We start from the raw sequence: 21944 nt of genomic DNA on the forward strand, positions 1-21944 counted from the left end.
TAAAAACTCTTTATTCTCCAGCTAATTATAAGTTACACCAGTACGTCCATTTTAACGTTAACTGTCTGTTTTTTACTGTATACGGTGATGGCGTGGTATTATCGCCGTAAACAATAAACAGGTCGGACGCAGGCTTATAGCGCCATTGCAGGCGGGTATTAATGTTGATATTATCCACCTGCTTATTATATTGTATATAGGTGGTAAAATACAAGCTATTGGTGAAGGTAACATCAATTTTTGGCCCTACCAGCCAGAACGTATTATGGCCAAATGGCTGCGGCAACCTTAAATCATTGAAGGAGGTATTGATAGCAATATTTACATAAGGTTGAAAACGATAGCCTATTAAACTTGTAACGCTATTGCGTACGCCCTTATCATAATACCCACCGTGCGATGCTTCCAGCAAATAGGTAAACACATTTTGCGGCTTCGATACAAACTGCACATCAATAGTGTTCCAGTTATGCTCAGAGCCGGTAGGTAATAAACCTTTACCGATATTAGTTGGATCATAAGGCCTCAGAAGGCGCACATAATCATTTATACCGGACACCGACAGTGTTGCCCGGTTACGGAATGTGATCAAATATGACAGGATACTTTCATTATCAGTACGGTGAAACGACTCATCGAAGAAATAATTAGAGGTAAGCTGGATGCCATGGCTTAGAATATTACCTTGCTTAGGAAAAAAATTACGGAGTAACAGCGGGCTTAACTTCACATAACCAACACGGGGAACATAGCCTACTTCGGCATTGTAATTTTTACCTACGTACTCCTCCTGCATATAAAGCGTCCAGTATTTGCTCAGGTATTGGAAATGATCGGATACCACGTAATCATGCCCGCTCACGCCGGGCGTAAATGATTTAAGGGCCAGTACTTTGCCTGTCCAGATATTACTGCGCGAGGCAAGGTTAAACTCTGCGCCTATATTACGGTTATAGGCAGTTGAACCGGTATTGGTGCCGGGAATATTGGCAGTAGCGTCCTTATTTACAAACAGGAAAGCGATGTTTGAGCGATCAAGGATCCGTCTTTGCAGGGTAATGATGCCATAATTTTCAGAAGCCTGCTGGGCGCTGCCCGAGCCGCCTGTTTGAATATCCATAGCGCCAATACGCCAGTCCTTATCTAATTTGCCGGTCAATCTTGCTCCAAAATCAATCGGTACGTTGAGGCCTATCCGCCTTGAAAAAAAAGGGCGAATATCAGAGTAACCAAAGTTGGCAAACAGGTCACCGTTTTCTAAAAAGAATTGCCGTTTTTCGGGGAAGAAAAGTTCGTATCTGTTGATGTTGATCACCTGTTGATCAACATCAACCTGCGAAAAATCGGGATTGACTGTTAAATCGAGGTTAAGGGCTGGTGTAACGGAGATCTTGGCGTCCCCTCCTATTTCATGTTTATATTCGGTTTTGGTATTATGCTGATAATCTTTAGATAAACCCGTAAGCGCGTATGGGATTATAGATACGTTGCTGCTGGCTGTTGGGGGCGCTTCGTCCCAAACAAGTGTGCCGGTATAAGCCAATGAAGCTGTAGGGAATTGCCGTGGGATGGGTGTCCAGCTTGATTTTTCGGCAGTCTTGAGATCATTACGGCTAAAGTTGATCCCCCATTCCTTTATGCCTTTTTTATAACGGATACTCTTAAATGGGATGGATGCTTCCCAAACCCATTTATCAGGATAATTTTTTACTGCCGAATACCAGCGGTTATCCCAGCTCAGGTCAACCTTGCCGCCTTCATACATGCTGCCGTCCCACTGCCCTCCCGCCGCGTTGGCACCAAAACTAAAGCCATCGGTGCGGGCATCAAATGGATCCATGAAAATCAGGAAGTTATCATTTTTTACAAAACTGAAATCACGTTTTAACGATTCAACCATGTAAGGCCCCGGTACCGAATTATAATTGATAGCTATGATGTACAGGTTTTTATCATCGTAGGTCATCCGCACCTCGGTTTTAACAGTAGCCTTGCTGGTATCCATCGGCAGCACCATGAAAAAATCTCCCGCCGAATCAGCCTGCATCCAGGCTTGCTCATTCATCACTCCGTCTATATTAATAGCCGAAGCAGCCCTGCGGATATGGTACTTATACCCCGCGTTCTTTTTTTGAGCCGATGCATAAAAGGAGGTTATACAGCATAAGATGATGAGCAAGAATGTTTTTGCCGAAAGCCAGCAGTAGCGTTTTAAGGGCATTAAGATAAGGGTATATAAACTTATTGGTTCACGAATTTTAAAACTACATTTTTTTAGTAAAAATCAACGCCTTGTATCATATAATTTACGGCCTGGGTTCTACACAAACAATTACATATCTGACAATCAGTACATTACGCACAATTCGTATAAAGTAGAGTTAATCTTATAACCAACAGCCCGCTTAACCGATTGGTTAAGCGGGCTGTTGGTTACCCGTTATCATATGTTTGAAATCCTGCGGGCTTTGAAAGGCAATAACAAAGCCGAAGAATCCAGACTTACGAAGTTTGAAAAGTTCTTAAGTCTGGATTCTGCAACAGAATTATGGGTAACTTTTTATTTTTAAAATGTTAATTAATACTTTCCAACATCTTAATATACAACTCAATGCCTTCCCTGATCTCATCTACATAAACAAACTCATCGGCAGTATGTGAACGTGCGGAATCGCCGGGGCCAACTTTAATGGACGGGATATCCAGCAATGATTGATCGGATGTTGTCGGTGAGCCATAGGTGATACGGCCAAGAGCTACGCCAGCCTGAACTATGGGATGTTCCTTAGGGATAGATGATGGTTTTAACCTGATAGAACGCGGTTTTACATCGCTGGCAACATGCTCACGGATAATCTCCAGTACTTCCTCATTACGATAAGCATCGGTTACACGCACGTCAACAGTATACACGCAGTTGGCAGGCACAACGTTGTGTTGTGAGCCGGCATTAATAATAGTCACCGACATTTTTATCGGTCCAAAAACTTCTGATTCTTTCGGAAATTTAAAAGTACGGAACCATTCAATATCTGTTAACGCTTTGTAGATAGCGTTCTCCCCTTCTTCGCGGGCGGCATGGCCGGCACGCCCATGAGCGGTACAATCCAACACCATTAAACCCCGTTCGGCAATTGCCAACTGCATCAGGGTTGGCTCACCTACTATACCAAAAGATAGTTGCCCCAAATCGGGAATAATCAGTTCTAGACCATTTACGCCTGAAATTTCTTCTTCAGCGGTAGTCGCCAGGCAGAAATTATATTTCAGGTTTCCCTTATCATGAAAATAAAGAAATACCGCTATAAGTGAAACAAGACAGCCTCCGGCATCATTACTACCAAGGCCATATAATTTACCATCTTCAATTTTGGCATCGTAAGGATCGCGTGTATAGCCCGAATTGGGTTTAACGGTATCATGATGTGAGTTAAGGAGGATAGTTTCTTTAGCCGGGTCGAAATGTTTATTCCAGGCCCAGATATTGTTAAGCTTACGATGAGTGGTTACCCCATGCGACTGCAGGAATTCGTTGATCAGATCGGCGGTGCGGTCTTCCTCTTTACTAAACGATGGAATGGATATTAGTTGTTGCAGTAATGTTACCGCCAGTTGAAATAAATTGCTTGTGTCAGTCATAAATTTAAGGGTTATCCCTTGTAATGAACGGGCAAAATTAACACTTTTTATTTATGTGGATGAAATACATTTCCTGAACATTAAGTCACTTTAATAGATTTACAAGTAACTTAATATTCACCTAACGCAAACATTACATATCATTTGTAATCTGCACATTTTCAAATCTGCTCATCTTCCATTTTTGAATGTTTGCGGGTATCATTCATGGTGATATATAAAACCAACGATAGCCCGATACAAACAGTTACATACCAATAAAACCATTGCGCATGATGTTCATTTTTGAACCACAGGGCAATATATTCGGCAGTGCCGCCAAACAGGGATACGGCTATTGCATAAGGAAAACCTACGCCCAGGGCGCGCACATTGGCCGGAAAAAGTTCGGCCTTAACAACAGCATTGATCGAGGTATAGCCGCTTACAATGACCAGCGCGCAAAGGATCAGCGCGAATGCAACCCATACATCTTTAGTATGGCTTAGCAATGTCATGATAGGAATTGTACAAAGCGTACCCAATATGCCGAAACCAATTAATAATGGTTTCCGGCCAACTTTATCCGACAGTAAGCCAAATAAAGGTTGTATCACCATAAATACAGCTAATGTTAAGGTTGAGATGAGCGTAGCGGCGCTCTTACTGAAGCCGGACGTATTAACTAAAAACTTTTGCATATAGGTGGTAAAGGTGTAAAACGACAGTGTACCGCCAATGGTTAATCCAATTACCGTAAAAACAGCTTTAGGGTGCTTTGCTAAAGCTTTTATAGTGCCATTCAGGGCATCAGCTTTTTTACTTTCTTTATCAAACGATGCCGATTCCTGTAAGCTTCGCCTTAAATACATAGTGGTGACAGCCAGTATTGCCCCGATTCCAAACGGAATGCGCCAACCCCAGTCATGCAATTGTTTTTCAGATAAAAACGCTCTTTGCAGCAAAACCAAAACACCCAATGCCAGTAATTGCCCCATAATGAGCGTTACATATTGAAAGCTTGAGTAAAAACCACGGTGCTTTTTTGTAGCCATTTCACTCAGGTAAGTGGCGCTGGTTCCATACTCCCCTCCTACACTCAGGCCCTGGATAATGCGGGCCAACACCAGCAGTATAGGTGCAGCAACTCCGATGGTTTTGTAGCCAGGTGTTATAGCAATGATCAATGAACCAACGCTCATAAGCAATACAGAAAATGTAAGCGCAGTTTTACGGCCGCGCTTATCCGCAAAGGTCCCCATTACCCAACCGCCTATAGGGCGCATTAAAAAGCCGATGGCAAAAATACCGGCTGCGTTTAAAAGCTGTACGGTTTGATTATCTGAAGGAAAAAAAGCATCTGAAAAATAAAGGGAAAAGGCAGTGTAAGCATACCAATCATACCATTCAACCAAATTTCCCAGCGATCCGCCGATGATGGACTTGATGCGTCCGCCCGTGGTTTGGGGTATTGGTGATTTTATTTCATTCATAGGTTTGGCAGATATTGTTGGTTTCCGTAATATTAGGAATTTTAAAATAGAGGCGCAATACCAATATAATAACCGGCATATTTGCTTTAATAAAAACTTATTCAACCTAATCTAATACGCTCAACCATTCACCCAAACCACAACCATGCTTTTCACCGAAGATTTTTTGCATTACATCTGGAAATTCAGGCTTTTTGAGCGCGAAAACCTTCAAACTATAGATGGTGAGGAACTGGAGATCTTTTCGGCAGGGCTGCACAATTCAGATTCAGGTCCCGATTTTCATAATGCGAGGATCCGTATTGGCGAGACTGTTTGGGCAGGTAATGTAGAAGTGCATCTTTCCGCGTCCGACTGGCAAAAGCATGGCCATACTAATGATGGCGCTTATGATAATGTGATATTACATGTGGTTTATCGTAACGATATACAGTTGTTTTTACCAAACGGGCGCAAAGTTCCAACACTTGAACTGCAAAGCCGTATTAGTGAAGAGCTTTATAACAAATATCATAAGCTGGTTTTCGGTAACCAGAGTTTTATACCCTGCGAAAACGGCATCGCTACAGTGGATGCCCTCACCATGCAAAACTGGCTTACCCGCGTGCTGGTTGAGCGGATGGAAAAACGATCGGCAAATGTGGCAGCGGCTCTGGCACTTAATAAAGGCGATTGGGAGGAAACTTTTTACCAGTTTTTAGCGGCAAACTTTGGTTTTAAAGTAAACGCCCTACCGTTTGAGCTGATGGCTAAATCGCTGCCTCAGCTTATCCTTGCCAAAAACAAAAACAGCCCGATGCAAATTGAAGCCTTGATATTTGGGCAGGCAGGCTTTTTAGAGGGTGAATTTAAAGATGATTATCCCCTCAAACTTCAAAAGGAGTATGAATATCTGCGTAAAAAATACAACCTTAAACCTATAGAAAGCCACCTGTGGAAGTTTATGCGGCTAAGGCCCCAAAACTTTCCAACCATCAGGCTGGCGCAATTTGCCGCGCTTATCGTACAGTCAAACCACCTGTTATCTAAAATATTAGAGATTAAAGAGGTAAAAGCACTGCGTAGTTTATTTACAGAGATCAAAGTAAACGATTACTGGGAGGACCATTACCGGTTTGATGTGCAATCCAAGCCGTCATCAAAAAATATGGGCGATGGTTCTGTTGATATTTTGCTGCTCAATGCAGTGACCTTGTTCCTGTTTAGTTACGGCAAGCAGCATCAGCAGCAACATTATATTAGCCGTAGTCTTAAATTGTTAGAAAATTTACCGGCCGAAAAAAACAATATTATTGCTGATTTTGTTAACTTAGGAGTGAAAATTGAAACTGCGTTTGAATCACAGGCATTGCTTGAGTTAAAAAATAATTACTGCAATTATAAGAAATGCCTGCAATGCGGCGTTGGTAATAAGATACTAAAACTGGCCTGACACCATGCTACAGCGGATACTTACTTTTTTTGAACGGTACTCTTTTGGTGTATGCACCTACCTTGGCGAACGCTTTAATATCTCGATCTCCAAGATCAGGCTTTTCTTTATCTACTCCTCATTCCTGGCGGTAGGCTTCCCGCTTATATTTTATTTTTTTGCGGGTGTTGTATTGGATATCCGGAACTTCATTAAACGCAAGCATACCGGGGTTACTGATCTTTAACCGCTGATCATTTCTGATTACGTTGATTTCGCTTATTTTTATTGGGAGATTTCACCGATTATTCCCTGCTTTCACCGATTTTGATTAGTGAAAGCACATCTTCTCATTAAACCAATTTGCCAGTTTTTACAGCATCTTGTAAGTTGCGCACCTTAAATTTGGGAGTATAGCAATATTGGGCCAGTTGTTTAACCCATGTAGTATTGTAGCCAAACATCAGTTTAATAACTTTTACCCGGGTTGAGCCTTTGGGATAGCCATATTTATACCAACTGAATTTAGATGGATCTATATTGAACTGTTCGGCAAAATCAGCAAGAAAAAGGTCTATCTCAATGTCAAAAATATCCAGATCAAGATCGATACTGGTATCGAGGTTCAGGCTACGCGGATCAACCTTATGGATCTTATACCTGTTGCAATAATCAACTATAAATTCTTTTAAGGGTGGCAGTATCTCTTCCATTTAAACGAATGTTAATTTGACCATTTAAGTTATGAGACGTAGCTTTTTAAATAAGGTTGCATACAAATTTACTTTATTTTTAAATCGTTTAAATTGAACCTGATAGTTAATAAATGTTAAATATTTATTGCTGTACAATGGAGCTTTATGCTACTAAAATCAACCTGATGTATTATTATTGCACCAGGTAAACCAGATACTTCAAATGAACCTAAAAGTAATTGCCTTTGATGCCGACGACACCCTTTGGGTAAATGAACCTTACTTTCAAGCCACCGAAGAAAGGTTTTGCAGTCTGCTCGAAAATTTTTCGCCACAACACACCATTTCCAAAGAGCTTTTTAAAGTTGAGGTTGATAACCTCCCACTTTATGGCTACGGGATAAAAGGCTATATCCTCAGCATGATAGAGGCTGCGTTAAGCATTTCTGAAAAAAATATCAGTGTTGATGTAGTGGAAACCATATTACAATATGGTAAGGACATGCTCAACCAACCGATAGAGTTACTGAACGAGGTAGAACATGTTTTATCCTCATTAAAAGATCATTACAGGCTGGTGGTAGCCACCAAAGGCGATCTGCTTGACCAGGAGCGGAAGCTCAAAAAATCAGGGCTGGCACATTACTTTCACCATATCGAAATTATGAGTGATAAAAAGGAGGATGATTATATCAAGCTGATCAAACACCTTGACATCAATCCCGATGAGTTTATGATGATCGGCAATTCCTTAAAATCAGATGTAATGCCCGTGATCAACATTGGCGGGCATGCTGTTCACGTACCCTATCATACAACCTGGGCGCACGAACACGTAGAAACCGTTTTAACACACGAAAACTTCAAACATGTGCATAAGATCAGTGAAGTATTGGAATTTGTGAAGTTCTAAGTCTTGAGTCCTAAGTCGATTATACCAATTTAACTTTTGACTCAAGACTTAGAACTTAGGACTTAAACGCTCTTCTCCATTACAATTAGCTCAATATGCTGTTTGGCGTCACCAAAACGGCCATGCGCATGAAAAGGCTGGATTTCGCCGGTTGGTTTGTAGCCGCGGCGCTCATACCAGCTTATCAGTTCGGAACGGATGCTGATTACTGTCATAGCTAAAGTATTGCAGTTATGCTTACGCGCGTAAACTTCTGCTTCTTCTATCAGTGCGCGGCCCACACCTTTATTCTGCAATAGTGGCGACACACTAAACATGCCAACATACAACTTTGGAGTTCTGACTTCAAGATAAACAGTACCCGTAATATTGCCATCCTCATCAGTATGCTTTAAAATGATAATATTTTCATTATTCATATACCCTGCAAGAGTTTGTTCATCAATGCGGGCACCACCAATTAAGTCGGCCTCAGTTGTCCAACCCCGTTTGGAGCTTTCACCACGGTAAGCGCTGTTTACTAAAACATTAAGTTCGGGTACGTCGGTAAGTGTAGCTTGGGTTATTACAGGCATATGATTAATTTAAGAATGCCAAAGGTAATGGTTGTACGTTCTAAATAAAAGGCCTCAAATTACCATTTTGAAGTTTGTACCTTAATTAATTCTGCTTAATTCATAAATCAGCAACCTTTCGGCGCTTCACAAAGCCTATCCCGATAATCGTTAAAGGCAATAACAATAATACATCGGCCACATGGGCTAACAATAAGATCCTTAAAATCCGGCTTACCGGGAAAGCTACAGCTGCAAGGCCTACCAGCAAACCAAGCCAAACAGGTACTGCTTTTTTACGGACAAGGTTTATAGCTAACACCAATAGACTTAACGGGAACAACGGGCCTGCCCAAAAAAGCAACAAACCCGAACTGACGGGATATTGCTGTAAAACACCGAGATAATTATGATGAGAAATTTTAAATATAGTTGATAAATATCCCAACATGCCAAACCCTATCCCACCCATACAGCATCCATAAATCGCTATCAACAAACCTATCGCTGAATAAAACGGCATGTTGTGCTTTAACAAGCCAAATAACCCATACAAAGCCGGGATCCAAAATACTGTTGACAGGCAGATCAGCGTTGCGGCCGTTACCCCGTATTGTCCATCTACCCAAAAAAATGTTGATATGCAAAACAGCAATGGTGCTGTAATAAGGCACAAGCCAGGCAATATTTGTTGCTGGAAATCAATTTCGGCTTTCATAATTTAAAAGATTTACCAGCTATGACCGTAACATGCTATCGTAGGTTACACTTATATCAAATGACATTAAAAAAGCCATAAGTTTTAAAACCAAGCTGTATATTTAGTAGTTAATAACACATCTGTTTATATTAAACCCCGCCATGGCTTTTATAGATTATTACAAAGTATTAGAGCTCGACAAAAATGCATCCGAAAAGGATATTAAAAATGCTTACCGTAAACTGGCCCGCAAATATCACCCCGATCTTAACCCTAATGACGAAGATGCCCACAAAAAATTCCAGCAGCTAAACGAAGCAAATGAAGTATTAAGTGACCCGGAAAAGCGAAAGAAGTACGACAAATATGGCGAAAACTGGCAGCATGGCGAAGCATACGAACAACAGGCGCGCCAACAGGCCGGTGCACAAGGAGGTTTTGGTGGCTATGGGGGCTTTAACGGAGCCGAAGGATTTGGTAGCGCCGAAGGGTTTGGAAGTGACGATTTTTCAGATTTCTTTCAATCGATGTTCGGCGGTGCAGGAGGCGCGCGTAGCGGCAGGCAGGCAAAATACCGCGGGCAGGACTATAACGCCTCGTTAAGTTTAAACCTTCGAGACGTTCTTGAAACACATAAGCAAACGTTGACTGTCAATGGCAAAAACATCCGGATAACTATACCCGCAGGTATTGAAAACGGGCAAACTATCAAAATAGCCGGGCATGGCGCCCCGGGTGTAAACGGCGGCCCCGCCGGAGATCTGTATATTCAGTTTAATGTTGCACCTGATGCAAATTTTAAGCGTGATGGTAATAATTTGTACACCACGTTGAAACTTGACCTGTACACTGCAGTTTTAGGTGGAGAAATAACTGCCGATACATTAAACGGCAAAGTTAAAGTGAAAGTAAAACCTGAAACTCAAAACGGCACTAAAGTAAAACTCAAAGGCAAAGGTATGCCCGTTTATAAAAAAGAGAATGAATTTGGCGATCTGTACCTGACCTATGATATCCAAACCCCTACCAACCTTACCGAAAAGCAGAAACAATTATTTGAAGAACTGGCAAAATCCTCAGCCTAAATTAAAAACATTATGAAAACAGCAGAATTAATAGCAGCAAACGATTTTTGTGTATATCATAATGTTGAATACACGTTCATCACATCTTTACATGAAGCAGGCCTGGTTGAGGTAACCACCATTAATGAAATCGTCTTCATTCCTCAAACTGAACTTCAAAAGCTGGAAAAACTGGTGAGCTTGTACGAATTGGATATTAACGTAGCCGGCATTGAAGCTATCTCCCATTTGCTTGACCGGGTTGAAAAATTACAGGAAGATATGCGGTATTTAAAAAACAGGTTGAGCTTATATGAATAAGAAAGCTTTTTTTTCAGGAATGCTTAAACCAAATATTTATTCATCATCCGCTCGCTTACAATATTTGCTTCATCGATAACAGGTTCTGGATATCCCATGGATTTGAGTATGGCGATTCCGTTAGTGTTTTTAAGCAGGCCCTGCTTCAGGATATAGTCAAATACCAGCATGCGCCCGTCTTTTGATTCTGAAAAGGAATATACAACAAAATCTTCGTCGAGCAGTTCGGCCAGTTCAAGGTCATGGGTTGATACAAAAACAAAATTTTGGTTAGCGGTAATGTACGAAAGCACAGACTTAGCCGCCGCTATACGTTCGATGGTATTGGTACCCCTGAAAATCTCATCGATGATCACAAGGCTTTTTATATCCTCTTTCTGAGAACTGTTATCAATGATATCTAAAATAGCTAAGGCCTGTGCCTGAAAATAACTCTTGTGTTCATCAATGTTATCGCTGGTTTTGATGCTGGTTTGTATTTTGAGAAAAGGAGCCTTATAGGCCTTTGCACAACTTGTAAATATAGTTTGCGATAGCAGCGTATTTAATGCCAGCGCTTTAATAAATGTAGTTTTGCCAGACATGTTTGACCCTGTGATCAATGCGCCCCTGTCTGCATCAGTTGTATAAAGGGAGTTGGTTACACAGTTAGCTACTAATGGGTGAAATAGTTCGGTAATCTCTATTTTGCCATCAACACCCGTAAACGCGGGTTTTGAATAAAAAGGAATACCGTCACGTATTGATTGTATGGCTATCAGCGTATCGGCCCGGCCAATAAATTTATACACTTCTTTAATGTCCTCACGGTATTTACTTACTTGTTTTAATGATGATGTATAAGTATTGGGCTCAATCACAAAAAGCAGTTTAAATAAATGGAAGGCTGCGTAAGCAATATCACTTTTACCATTCACGAAGCCGCTTTCTATATTTACAAACTTAAGTGCTCGTTTTAAACCTCGTAGGCTGGTAAGGGAACGCTTTACCTCGGGTACCTGACCAAATTTCCCACTTTTAACTAACGCCACTGCAACTTTATACATTACCAGCAATTGCGGTAACGATTTGGTATACCCTGAAATAGCCTTGCGGTTGCTGAAGTAAATAACAATGTTGTACGCAAACAACAATAGCAAAAAGATAAAGCTAAAAATGTTAGGAATAACAATCAGCGATAATAACGCAGCCAGGATCAGAAAAGGTGAAACCTTTATATAAAAATTAATTACCGATGCAAATACCGGTTCATGTGCCCTGAGAAAAAGATCGGCTATAAAATAAGCATCGGGGTGGTTAAGTTTTGACAATTCCACTTCAAGCAATTCGCGGCCGGGTATATCCATGTTAAGATCCTCAATATCATTGTCGAGGTCATGCAAAACATCAAGCTCGGTTGTAGAGCAATGTAATAAATTAAACAAGTATTGTTTACCAGGCTTACTGTTTGTTCTGTCGATATAATTGAAAACACTTATCAGGTCAAGGTCGTCGGCTGTTTGAGCCGAAAGCTTGTTTTTACTATCTTCCGAATCCAGGTAAATCTTTATTAAATCAAAGTTTCGGCGGGCGTTAACCGGTTTGCCCCACTTCTCCTGAATTTTTATCAGCTGCTTTTTTGCCCAGCGTAATTTATCATAATACGACTTAATATAAAGCACTCCAATTACGATAAAGACAACTATCGCAGAAAAAACAAAGTAATACATATCTAAAAATATAAAAATTTAATTAAACCAACTTATCTATCGCCAGTCATAATTATGTATTACAATTCAGGTATTAACTAAAATTTACGACCATGAAATTTATCCGATTTTCAATAATAGCTTTTGTGATGATGTTTTCATTTCAATTTGCAAAAGCTCAAAGCATAAGTATCAGCGCGCATTTTGGCCGTCCTTATCATAGGGTAGTTTACACAAGTGGATATTACGAAGCACCTGTTTACTATGGCAGGGACGTTTATTATGACCGTCCTGTTTATTATGGTCGTCCGCGCTATTACGCAGCAAGATATTATGATGCGCCGGTATACTATCAAAGACACTATCGTGTTCATCGTTATTGCAGGCACTGGTAAAAAAATAAAGCCTCCGGGTTGCCGGAGGCTTTATTATAATATGTAACTATGCCAGTATAAAACGATCATATACATTAACCAATGCCATTTAGATGTACACAAAATTAGCCCCCGTTAAAAATGAGAGGTTTTAAGGGTTGTGTAAAAATACAGGCAGTTATTACTCAAATATTACTTGGTTCTATCCTTAAAAAAAGAATGTAATGCCCGTTGCGTAAATTCTGATAAAACCAGCTCACCACTTATAGCCGCACGTTGTTTAAGCAATTCATCCCAATCAGCAGTGCCTTCCCAAAGTACCTGTTTTAAGCCAGTAAGTGCTGCCGGGTTATATGAAGCTAATTTTTGAGTAAGCTCATATACAGCCGCATCAAGACTAGGAGTATCTTCATAAACCTCATTATACAAGCCGTTTTGCTTTGCCCATTGGGCAGTTTGAAAATCTGACGCGCTGATAGTGAGCTGTGAAAATGCTGATAACCCTATTTTACGGATCACAGCGGGGGCTATCACAAAGGGGCCAATACCTATAGTAAGCTCACTTAACTTTATTGATGCCGCCTCGCTGGCCAGGCTATAATCGGCAGCGGCGGCAAGGCCAACCCCACCTCCAACTGTTTTACCCTGTACCCTCGCAATTATTATTTTAGGGCATTTGCGGCAGGCACTAATCACGTTAGAAAACCCTTCAAAAAATAACGCGCCGGTCTCCCTATCCTTAATTTGCAACAGCTCGTCAAAGCTTGCCCCCGCGCAAAAAGTACGATCGCCCGTGCTTTTTAAAACAATGACTTTTGTTTCCGGATCATTACCGGCGCTGAATACCGCATCGGCAAGTTGTTTTAATAGCGCCGAGGGCAGGGAGTTTTGTGCCGGATGATAAAAACAAATGGTAGTTACACCATCAGGCTCATTTACAATGGATACATTTCCGTTTTCGGCAGGCATATTTTATTTTTTATATCAGATGGTTTTCCAACCAATATCAGAAGTATTTATGTCAACTGCAATTTTGAGCCTAAAAAACAGTCATTTACTTTTCAAGCAAGGGCAGCTCAAAATAAAAAGTAGCGCCTGCACCAAGCTCACTTTCTACCCCTATATCGCCGTTATGATTATTAATGATCTCAGCCGAGATATAAAGCCCCATACCAAGGCCGCTCGTCATAAATTTTTTATCTTCGACACGATAAAACCGCTCAAAAATATGCTCGATTTGCGCGGCAGACAATCCGATGCCAAAGTCTGTTACTGATACACGCACCTTACCGTTTATATTCCGGGTTTCAATAATGATATTTTTATTCCCGGTTGAATATTTTACAGAGTTGTTAATGAAATTTACCAGTACCTGCTCCAGCCGGCCAGCATTTCCATCTATAAAAAAATCATTTTCCGATTTATTGATAAAATTAAATTCGGGATAAAGGTGGATAGCATTTTCTAAAGTTGACGCTACCAGTTCACGAAGGTTTACTTTCGCCATGGCATATTCAAGGCCTCCCGCATGAATTTTGCTTACATCAAGCAAATCGTTAACCAAACGCTGAAGCTTATTTAAAGCAGTGCCGGCCTTTTCAATATATTGTTTTACTATTGATGGTACTTCCTCCTTTTTATAGGCCAAAATAAGCTGTAAATAACCTTTCAGGCTGGTTAAAGGTGTTTTAAGTTCATGGCTGGCCACACCAATAAACTCATCCTTCAAATCAAGCTGCTTTTTCTGTTCCTCAATGTCGGTCGCGGTACCTACCCAAAAAAGGATTTCCCCGTTATCATCTCTTAACGGCACTGCGCGGTTAAGGTGCCAGCGATAAGTATTATCCCAGCGGAGGTACCTGTTTTCCAATTCATAAACACTCCCGCTTTGCAAAGATTCGAGGTAAGCACTCATTGTTTTTTGCAGATCATCTGGGTGTACGATCTGTTGCCAGCCCCAGCCTGCTGTTTCACCATATCGCCTGCCCGTATAATCAAACCAGCGCTGATTATAAAAATCAACTTCGCCACCGGGCAAATTCGTCCAGGTCATTTGAGTAATGTTATTAGCCAGCAACTTAAAATGTTCCCTGCTGATAAGCAAATCATTGGTACGCTCCCTCACAGTATCTTCCAGATCATTATTCAGCCTCTCGGCAATATTCTGGGCTTCTTCAAGCTGATCATTTTTAATTTTCAGCTCCCATTCGGTTTCCTTTTGAGCAGTCAAATCGGTCAGGATCAAACTCAATGCCGTTCCTTCATCAAGGTCAAGCGTGGTAGATGATAATAAACAGGGAGTCAGTTTACCATCCCGATTTGATAATAAAACCTCGCCCTTGCAATCGGCATTCCAGCCATCCCTGATTATCTGCTTATACTTCTCCACCGAAACTTCGGCAACAAAAGTGTTCAAATCCAGCCCGATCACTTTTTCCAAGGGTTCATTAACCATAGCCGCAAAGCTCGAATTGCTATATAATATCGTACCATCGCTATTCAACGTAACAGCTCCCTCGTTCATTTTTTCAATGAAAACGCGGTAGGTTTGATCGGCCGTTTTCAACGTATAAAGCTGGTGGCCTTCATCATCTTTAACTATAAAAGCATCAACCTGACCATTACGAATAGCAGAAATGACGTCGGTAGCTTCTTCTAATTGATATCGAAGCTTATTGTTTTCCGCAAGCAACTGCTCATATGTAAGTTTGTCCGGCTCCATAATTAGCTTTCTGTAAGTATTCCCAGCCCTTTTAAAACTTTGTCGGTGTTTGACATATCTCCGATAAGCTTACGTTCGACGCCGGGAGATTTTTTAATAAGTAAAGGCAATGCTATGATCTGTTCTTCCTTGGCAATGAGCGGTTGCTGATAGACATCAATTATCTCGAGCTCGTAATTAGGCTTAAGGTACTGCTCACAAATAATTTTCAAGTTGGCTATTGCCCTGACAGAATTGGGCGATGCTCCAATTACAAATAAACGCAATCGGAAAAATTGACTTTCTCCCTGATCTAAAGGCAACTGGTTTTGCTCGGTCATCTAACTATTTACTTACTGGTATTATATTCAATCCAACCAAAACTTTTTCCTCGTTGCTCAAGTCGCCTATTATTTTGCGAATCGGTTCAGGTACTTTTCTTACCAGCGTGGGGATTGCAAATATTTGATCCCCTTCGGCCAGTTGAGGCTGCTGCAGCAAGTCAATTACTTCAATAACATACTGACCTTTCAAATGTTCTTCACAATATTTTTTTAGGTTGGTGAGCGCGGTAACTGATTTAGCAGTTTTGCCCGCTACATACAGCCTTAACTCATATTTTATAACTTCATCCAGTTCCATTATTTTTTACTTTTTGATTTACTTTTAAGCGTATCCGCATTTCCGCGGCGGATATCGGTTATCTCCTGGCGGTTTCTTTCTATAATATTCTGTTTTAATTCTTCTTCCAGGTATATTTTATTTAATTCCTCCTCTGTCGATTCAAATTCGGCCTGCAAGCTTGCAATTTTTGATTCAAGCATCATACGCCGACGCAATATCTCTTTATCTTTACGGGATATTGCGAATTCCCTCAATGCGACGCCTGTTTTTTCTCTTAATTTTTGTGCTTCCCTGGCCGATCCTGTAAGCACTCCATCAGGGCCAAGATAAACATCAACCAGGCTTAACCCTTTATCGGTAATGGTAAACTCGCGTACCTGGTTTGAGTGGCTCATCCCACGCGATTTCATAATATATAACCCCCTGTTGCGTTCACCGTTCGATTCGATATCCCTTACAAGCAGCCAGGTATCAACTAATGATGAGACGCCTTCGTCGGTTTGTTCACTTACCACCGTATTTAAACTGAGGGCAGTAAACATAACCGTGATCTGTTCGTCCTGTAAAAAATCTATCAGCCTAATCAGCATCGATTTTACTTCACTTACCGAACCCACCGTAATGAGGTTTGTAATCGGGTCGAGGATCACCGCTGCGGGTTTAAATCTTTTAATAATCTTATAAATAGCAACGAGGTGCATTTCAAGACCGTAAAGCGTAGGACGCGAGGCATGAAATTCAAGTAAGCCATTGTCAATGTGTTTTTGCAGGTCGAGATTGATTGATTTCATATTGCGAAGGATCTGCTTAGGCGATTCCTCGAACGCAAAATAAAGGCACTTCTTTTTGTTATTGCAAACCTCATTGGCAAAGCAGGCCGCAATACTTGTTTTGCCGGTGCCGGCCGTGCCCGAAACCAGGATACTGCTGCCCTGAAAAAAACCCTTGCCTCCAAACATGCTGTCAAGGGAAGGTATCCCCGATGAAATTCGTTTTGATGATACTTCTTTTTCGAGAACTAAAGATGTTACCGGAAGCACGGAAATGCCATCTTCATCAATTAAAAATGGATATTCGTTGGTACCATGCTGTGTACCACGATATTTTACCACGCGCAAACGACGGGTCGAGATCTGATTTACAACCCTGTGATCAAGCAGGATCACACAATCTGAAACATATTCTTCAAGCCCCTGCCGTGTCAATGACGAGCCGTCACCTTTTTCGCCGGTTATAATAGCAGTTACACCTTTTTCCTTTAAAAAAGTAAAAAGCCTTCTAAGCTCGGCCCTCAATATAATTTGGTTTGATAAACCCGAAAAAAGATTTTCCAGGGTATCCAGTACTACTCTTTTTGCCCCGATGCTGTCAATAGCAAAGCCCAAGCGGATAAACAAACCTTCCAGATCATATTCGCCTGTCTCCTCAATCTCGCTTCGGTCTATATGCACATGATCAAGTCTTAATTTTTTATCATCCTGGAGTTTAATTAAATCAAACCCAAGCGATGCTACGTTCGAAGCCAGTTCATCTGCCTTTTCTTCAAAAGCCATAAAAACACCGGGCTCATTAAACTCGGTAGCTCCCCTTACAATAAACTCAAGCGACATAAGAGTTTTACCGCAACCCGCTTCACCACATATCAGTGTTGGTCTTCCATTAGGTAAACCACCGCCCGTTATTTCATCTAAACCGGTAATACCGGTAGGAGTTTTGGGCAATTGCTCAAACGTTATAAGCTGCTGTTTTTTATGCAATTTGGTCATAATAAATCCAATCTGTTTAAACTACCCGTATACCACAACCATCAAGTATACAGGATTTTGTTTTATTGGTATGGTAATAGTGATACTTATAAAATTGTTTTGGCATAATTGATTTTGTGAAGTAAAAAAATCAAAAAACTTGGTGAAATTACTGTCCCAGATAAATCTCCCCATTATACAAACCTTTGAAACCTCATATCACCAAATTCTCTAAAAACAGAAGTAAACATTTATACAGGTATACCGTTTAAAAAACAAGGCATACGCTTCTGTAACCCGTTTTTATCAATAATTGCAGTTATATTAATATAACTGCATACTCATTAATTGAAAGTTATGATGTATGAATTGAGATTTTGATCTTAATTATTATAGCCTATATTTATAAATATTATTTATATAATGAATAACGACGCCGGCCTTCATCAACAATTAAGCGAAGATATTTTCCGTATGCTGATAAGGGAGTCTCCTACCCCGGTAGCATTATATATTGGCGAAACAATGGAGATCAGGATTGCCAATAAAGCCATGATAGATATATGGGGGAAGGGCGATGATGTTATTGGGCATAAATATTTTGACCTACTGCCCGAATTCGAAGAGCCGGGCTTTCATGCAATATTATCAAATGTATACGATAACGGTACGGCTTATGAATGGAAAGAGCAAAGGGTTGATGTTATGGTTGACGATAAACTTGAAGAATTTTACTTCAACTTTATTTTTAAACCATTACGGAACAATGATGGTAAAGTTTGGGGTGTGCTGAATACAGCTACAGATGTTACCGAACTGGTTAACACCCGCAAAAAGCTGGCTGAAACTGAACAGCGTGCTCAATTTGCCCTGCAAGCTGCCGAACTGGGTACCTGGGATTTAAACCCCAGATTAGAAACCGCAACATGGGATGACCGCTGTAAAGAGCTTTGCGGTTTTCGAAAAGATGATGAGATAAAGTATCATGATCTGTTGAAATTTGTCCACCCGGAAGATGAGCAACGCTTGCGAACAGCAGTAATGCAGGCTTATGATCCTGTAGGCAATGGTAATTATGATATAATCGTCCGCACTGTTGATGACACAGGACACTTGAAATACTGGATTCACCTGAAAGGTAAAGCGTATTTTAACGATAATCATGAGCCCATCCGCTTTGCAGGTACCGTACAGGATATAACCCGCGAAATATTAGATAAACAGGAACAACAAAAACTGATTGCGCTGATTGATAAAACAGCCGACGTGGTTGCAGTAGGCAGCATGGACGGTTCTGTAACCTATATCAATAAAACGGCATACACTATATTAGGTATCGGGAGTACAAAGGAGGCTTTAAAACCCGGCGTTGAATATTTTGCAGATCATGAAGCAGACAAAGTAATTAATGAGATAAACCCCGCTGTACAGCAGTACGGTAAGTGGGAAGGTGAAATGCACTACCGGCATTTTAAAACAGGAGAGAATATTCCGGTTTACGTTAACTGTTTCAGAATCGATGATCCGTTAAATGGCTTGCCTATTGGTATGGCATCCGTGGCCCGCGATCTGCGCCCCGAAAAAGCGGCAAGAAATGAGCAGTATAAATTATTGTCGCTTATTAACCATAGCTCAGATTTTGTAAGCCTATCCAACCTTGATGGTAATGTAACCTATGTAAATACCGCCGGGCGAAAAATGTTAGGTATAAAAGGTGCCAACGGGCACAGGAGGCACAACAGTGAATATTTAATGCCTGATGAGCTTGATAAGCTGAGGGACAAAGTAAATCCAATTTTAATGAAGCATGGTAAATGGAGCGGTGAAGTACTTTACCGTCATTTCCAAACCGGCGAAGCCATACCTGTGTACGGTACCACCATGCTGGTTTATGACGCTGTAACCGGCTTGCCACAAGGCCGGGCTTCAATTGCAAGGGATCTGCGAAGGGAAATTGCCGATAAAAAAGCCCTTACTGATAGTGAACGATTGCTTAAAAACATTACTAATGCATCGCCAACAGTACTTTGGATGGCCGATGCTGAAGGTAATATCACTTACGTAAATCAAACCTGGGTTGATTGGACCGGCATTAAATATGAGGATAATATGGGCGCAGGATGGATCAACGCGCTTTTAGAAGAAGACAGAACCAGGGCTGCTGAAAAGTTCTTAACCGATTTAAATGCCCGCCGGTTCTATGAAGTTGATTTTAGGATCACACGCAGGGATGGTGAAATAAGATGGTGTATAGCCACCGGCAATCCGCAATACAATGAACAGGGGGAATTTACCGGGTACATAGGTGCTTGTACTGATGTCACCGATAAAACACTTGCCGAAAGCGAAGTGAAATTACGTAACAGGGAATTGAATAACCAGATCAGGCAGTTTGAGTTTGTTACTGGTTTTATGCCAGTGCAACTTTGGACGGCCCGCACGGATGGTCAGGTCGACTACTTCAATCAACGTGCTGTAGATTACTTTGGCGCCCAAGCAAATGAAATAGCAGCATCCTGGCTCAATGCTATTCATCCCGATGATAGGGATGCTTGTGTTGAGGCTTGGAACTATGCAGTGAACACGGGTAATGTTTACCAATGTGAATTTAGATTAAAAGATAAAGATCAAAACTACAAGTGGCATTTGTCCAGGGCTTTACCCTTTATCATTGACGGTAAGATCATTAAATGGTTTGGCACTAATACAGATATTGATGAGCAGAAACAACTACAACGGCAAAAAGATGATTTTTTAGGTATTGCAAGTCATGAATTGAAAACCCCGGTTACCAGCATAAAAGCATATGCCCAGGTATTGGGTGCTATGCTTAGCAAAGAAGGCGAGCAAAAAAAAGCCGAAATGGTACTTAGGATGGATGCCCAGATTAACCGTCTTACCAACCTCATAGGCGATCTCCTTGATGTTACCAAGATTAACTCGGGGAGGCTACAGTTTAATAAAACATGGTTCGATTTTAATGAAACACTACAGGAAACTGTTGAAGACCTGCAGCACACTACCCAAAAACATAAACTTATCCAAAACTTTACCCCAACAGGCCGTATCTATTCAGACAAAGATCGTGTAAGCCAGGTTATTACCAACCTTATTACAAATGCTATCAAATATTCTCCGCATACCGATACCATCATCATCAGCACCCGCCGCGAAAACAATGAGGTGATTGTTTGTGTGCAGGATTTTGGCATCGGCATACCCGAAGACAAGAAGGACCGGGTGTTTGAGCAATTTTACCGGGTAAGCGGGAATAAGCAGCATACTTTCCCCGGTTTGGGGTTAGGATTATACATCTCTTCAGAAATTATTAAGCGAGAAGGCGGCAGAATGTGGGTAAACAGCATTGAAGGCAAAGGGTCTACTTTTTGCTTTGCATTACCTGTAGATGATATCAACAGTTAATGATCTGTTGGATAGTTTACAATCAGGTAAATTTATCACAGCTAATTTCAGAGGGTTTAACCAAGCCCTTACGCCTAAAATGGATACAAAGAACAAGAAAATCATGATTGCGGATGATGACCCCGGCATTGTAGATGCTGTGGAAATGCTGCTTGAATTTGAAGGCTATGAGGTAACGTCAACCGTAGATGGTACAACAGTACTTGATATGAAAGACGAACTCCCCGACTTGCTACTGTTAGATATCTGGATGAGCGGCGAAGACGGTCGCGATATCTGCAGGAAGCTAAAACAAGACGAGCTAACCAAAGATATACCTGTTATCATGATATCGGCAAGTCGCGATATACGTGATTCTGCAATGATGGCCGGTGCAGACGACTTTTTAGCCAAGCCTTTTGACATGGATGATTTACTAAAAAAAGTGGCCTATTTTGTTCAAAAACCTTAATAATAGACAACAAGCATCAATCAACTAAATAAACATTACCCCTCTTCGGAAAGAACCTTATGGCGGCCGTCTCACCCGGCCGCCGGTTTTTCCCGTTGCTTAAGTATCCCTTTAAAATTAATATAAAACTGACATGCTAAAATGCTATTACGCCTCTCCGGGATAAGTC

20 protein-coding genes are annotated in these 21944 nt (G+C 41.1%); 8 read left to right on the forward strand and 12 right to left on the reverse strand.

Annotated features, from left to right (window positions below):
- Positions 1 to 25: 25 nt before the first annotated feature.
- The 3 genes from IEX80_RS06230 to IEX80_RS06240 form a co-directional block, all read right to left on the reverse strand.
- Positions 26 to 2221 (reverse strand): carbohydrate binding family 9 domain-containing protein, encoded by a 2196-nt coding sequence (locus tag IEX80_RS06230; protein WP_188832345.1) that lies wholly within the window; start codon positions 2219 to 2221, stop codon positions 26 to 28.
- A gap of 353 nt (positions 2222 to 2574) precedes the next feature.
- A complete protein-coding gene (locus IEX80_RS06235) occupies positions 2575 to 3639 on the reverse strand; it encodes a M20 family metallo-hydrolase (protein WP_188832346.1) in 1065 nt (354 codons plus the stop codon).
- 161 nt (positions 3640 to 3800) lie between these two features.
- Complete coding sequence (locus IEX80_RS06240) at positions 3801 to 5111, reverse strand: MFS transporter (protein WP_188832347.1); 1311 nt, start codon at positions 5109 to 5111, stop codon at positions 3801 to 3803.
- 145 nt (positions 5112 to 5256) lie between these two features.
- Between IEX80_RS06240 and IEX80_RS06245 the strand changes: the two genes are divergently transcribed.
- Together IEX80_RS06245 and IEX80_RS06250 are read left to right on the forward strand one after the other, a co-directional pair.
- A complete protein-coding gene (locus tag IEX80_RS06245) occupies positions 5257 to 6543 on the forward strand; it encodes a DUF2851 family protein (protein ID WP_188832348.1) in 1287 nt (428 codons plus the stop codon).
- Positions 6544 to 6547: 4 nt separating this feature from the next.
- A complete protein-coding gene (locus tag IEX80_RS06250) occupies positions 6548 to 6769 on the forward strand; it encodes a PspC domain-containing protein (protein WP_090526003.1) in 222 nt (73 codons plus the stop codon).
- A gap of 106 nt (positions 6770 to 6875) precedes the next feature.
- Here the strand turns inward: IEX80_RS06250 and IEX80_RS06255 are convergent, their stop codons facing one another.
- Positions 6876 to 7235, reverse strand: coding sequence for a DUF1493 family protein (locus IEX80_RS06255; RefSeq protein WP_112656909.1), 360 nt, complete (start codon positions 7233 to 7235; stop codon positions 6876 to 6878).
- Positions 7236 to 7440: 205 nt separating this feature from the next.
- Here IEX80_RS06255 and IEX80_RS06260 point away from each other — a divergent pair, with 205 nt between their 5' ends.
- Positions 7441 to 8130 (forward strand): HAD family hydrolase, encoded by a 690-nt coding sequence (locus tag IEX80_RS06260; protein ID WP_090526005.1) that lies wholly within the window; start codon positions 7441 to 7443, stop codon positions 8128 to 8130.
- A gap of 62 nt (positions 8131 to 8192) precedes the next feature.
- On the opposite strand, the gene IEX80_RS06265 is transcribed toward IEX80_RS06260, so the two are convergent.
- Entirely contained in the window at positions 8193 to 8705 is a 513-nt protein-coding gene (locus tag IEX80_RS06265) for a GNAT family N-acetyltransferase (RefSeq protein ID WP_188832349.1), read from the reverse strand.
- 100 nt (positions 8706 to 8805) lie between these two features.
- Positions 8806 to 9402 (reverse strand): hypothetical protein, encoded by a 597-nt coding sequence (locus tag IEX80_RS06270; RefSeq protein WP_090526007.1) that lies wholly within the window; start codon positions 9400 to 9402, stop codon positions 8806 to 8808.
- Positions 9403 to 9545: 143 nt separating this feature from the next.
- On the opposite strand from IEX80_RS06270, the gene IEX80_RS06275 reads away from it, so the two are divergent.
- Positions 9546 to 10469: a DnaJ C-terminal domain-containing protein gene (locus tag IEX80_RS06275; RefSeq protein ID WP_090526008.1), complete on the forward strand. Its 924-nt coding sequence runs from the start codon at positions 9546 to 9548 to the stop codon at positions 10467 to 10469.
- Between the two features lie 12 nt (positions 10470 to 10481).
- Complete coding sequence (locus IEX80_RS06280) at positions 10482 to 10769, forward strand: chaperone modulator CbpM (protein WP_188832350.1); 288 nt, start codon at positions 10482 to 10484, stop codon at positions 10767 to 10769.
- A gap of 23 nt (positions 10770 to 10792) precedes the next feature.
- Here IEX80_RS06280 and IEX80_RS06285 read toward each other — a convergent pair whose 3' ends face one another.
- Positions 10793 to 12478: a MutS-related protein gene (locus IEX80_RS06285; protein WP_188832351.1), complete on the reverse strand. Its 1686-nt coding sequence runs from the start codon at positions 12476 to 12478 to the stop codon at positions 10793 to 10795.
- A gap of 92 nt (positions 12479 to 12570) precedes the next feature.
- Here IEX80_RS06285 and IEX80_RS06290 point away from each other — a divergent pair, with 92 nt between their 5' ends.
- A complete protein-coding gene (locus IEX80_RS06290; protein ID WP_139159947.1) occupies positions 12571 to 12852 on the forward strand; it encodes a hypothetical protein in 282 nt (93 codons plus the stop codon).
- A gap of 171 nt (positions 12853 to 13023) precedes the next feature.
- Here the strand turns inward: IEX80_RS06290 and IEX80_RS06295 are convergent, their stop codons facing one another.
- From IEX80_RS06295 to kaiC, 5 genes are all read right to left on the reverse strand, one after another.
- A complete protein-coding gene (locus IEX80_RS06295) occupies positions 13024 to 13800 on the reverse strand; it encodes an enoyl-CoA hydratase/isomerase family protein (RefSeq protein ID WP_188832352.1) in 777 nt (258 codons plus the stop codon).
- 85 nt (positions 13801 to 13885) lie between these two features.
- The gene (locus IEX80_RS06300) at positions 13886 to 15553 is read right to left on the reverse strand and encodes a PAS domain-containing sensor histidine kinase (RefSeq protein ID WP_090526012.1); all 1668 of its coding nucleotides are present in this window, start codon (positions 15551 to 15553) and stop codon (positions 13886 to 13888) included.
- Positions 15554 to 15555: 2 nt separating this feature from the next.
- A complete protein-coding gene (locus IEX80_RS06305) occupies positions 15556 to 15873 on the reverse strand; it encodes a circadian clock KaiB family protein (protein WP_090526013.1) in 318 nt (105 codons plus the stop codon).
- A 4-nt stretch (positions 15874 to 15877) separates the two neighbouring features.
- Complete coding sequence (locus IEX80_RS06310; protein WP_090526014.1) at positions 15878 to 16174, reverse strand: circadian clock KaiB family protein; 297 nt, start codon at positions 16172 to 16174, stop codon at positions 15878 to 15880.
- The gene (gene kaiC / locus IEX80_RS06315) at positions 16174 to 17922 is read right to left on the reverse strand and encodes a circadian clock protein KaiC (RefSeq protein ID WP_090526015.1); all 1749 of its coding nucleotides are present in this window, start codon (positions 17920 to 17922) and stop codon (positions 16174 to 16176) included. Before kaiC ends, IEX80_RS06310 begins: the two co-directional genes overlap by 1 nt.
- 402 nt (positions 17923 to 18324) lie before the next feature.
- Here kaiC and IEX80_RS06320 point away from each other — a divergent pair, with 402 nt between their 5' ends.
- Positions 18325 to 21324 (forward strand): PAS domain S-box protein, encoded by a 3000-nt coding sequence (locus IEX80_RS06320; RefSeq protein ID WP_188832353.1) that lies wholly within the window; start codon positions 18325 to 18327, stop codon positions 21322 to 21324.
- Positions 21308 to 21775 carry a response regulator gene (locus tag IEX80_RS06325; RefSeq protein WP_308421683.1) on the forward strand — a complete coding sequence of 156 codons (468 nt, stop codon included), beginning with the start codon at positions 21308 to 21310 and terminating at the stop codon, positions 21773 to 21775. The genes IEX80_RS06320 and IEX80_RS06325 overlap by 17 nt, the downstream gene beginning before the upstream one ends.
- Positions 21776 to 21944: the final 169 nt, after the last annotated feature.

The sequence above is a fragment of the Mucilaginibacter rubeus genome (genome assembly GCF_014643835.1).
GTDB classification, from domain to species: Bacteria; Bacteroidota; Bacteroidia; order Sphingobacteriales; family Sphingobacteriaceae; genus Mucilaginibacter; species Mucilaginibacter rubeus.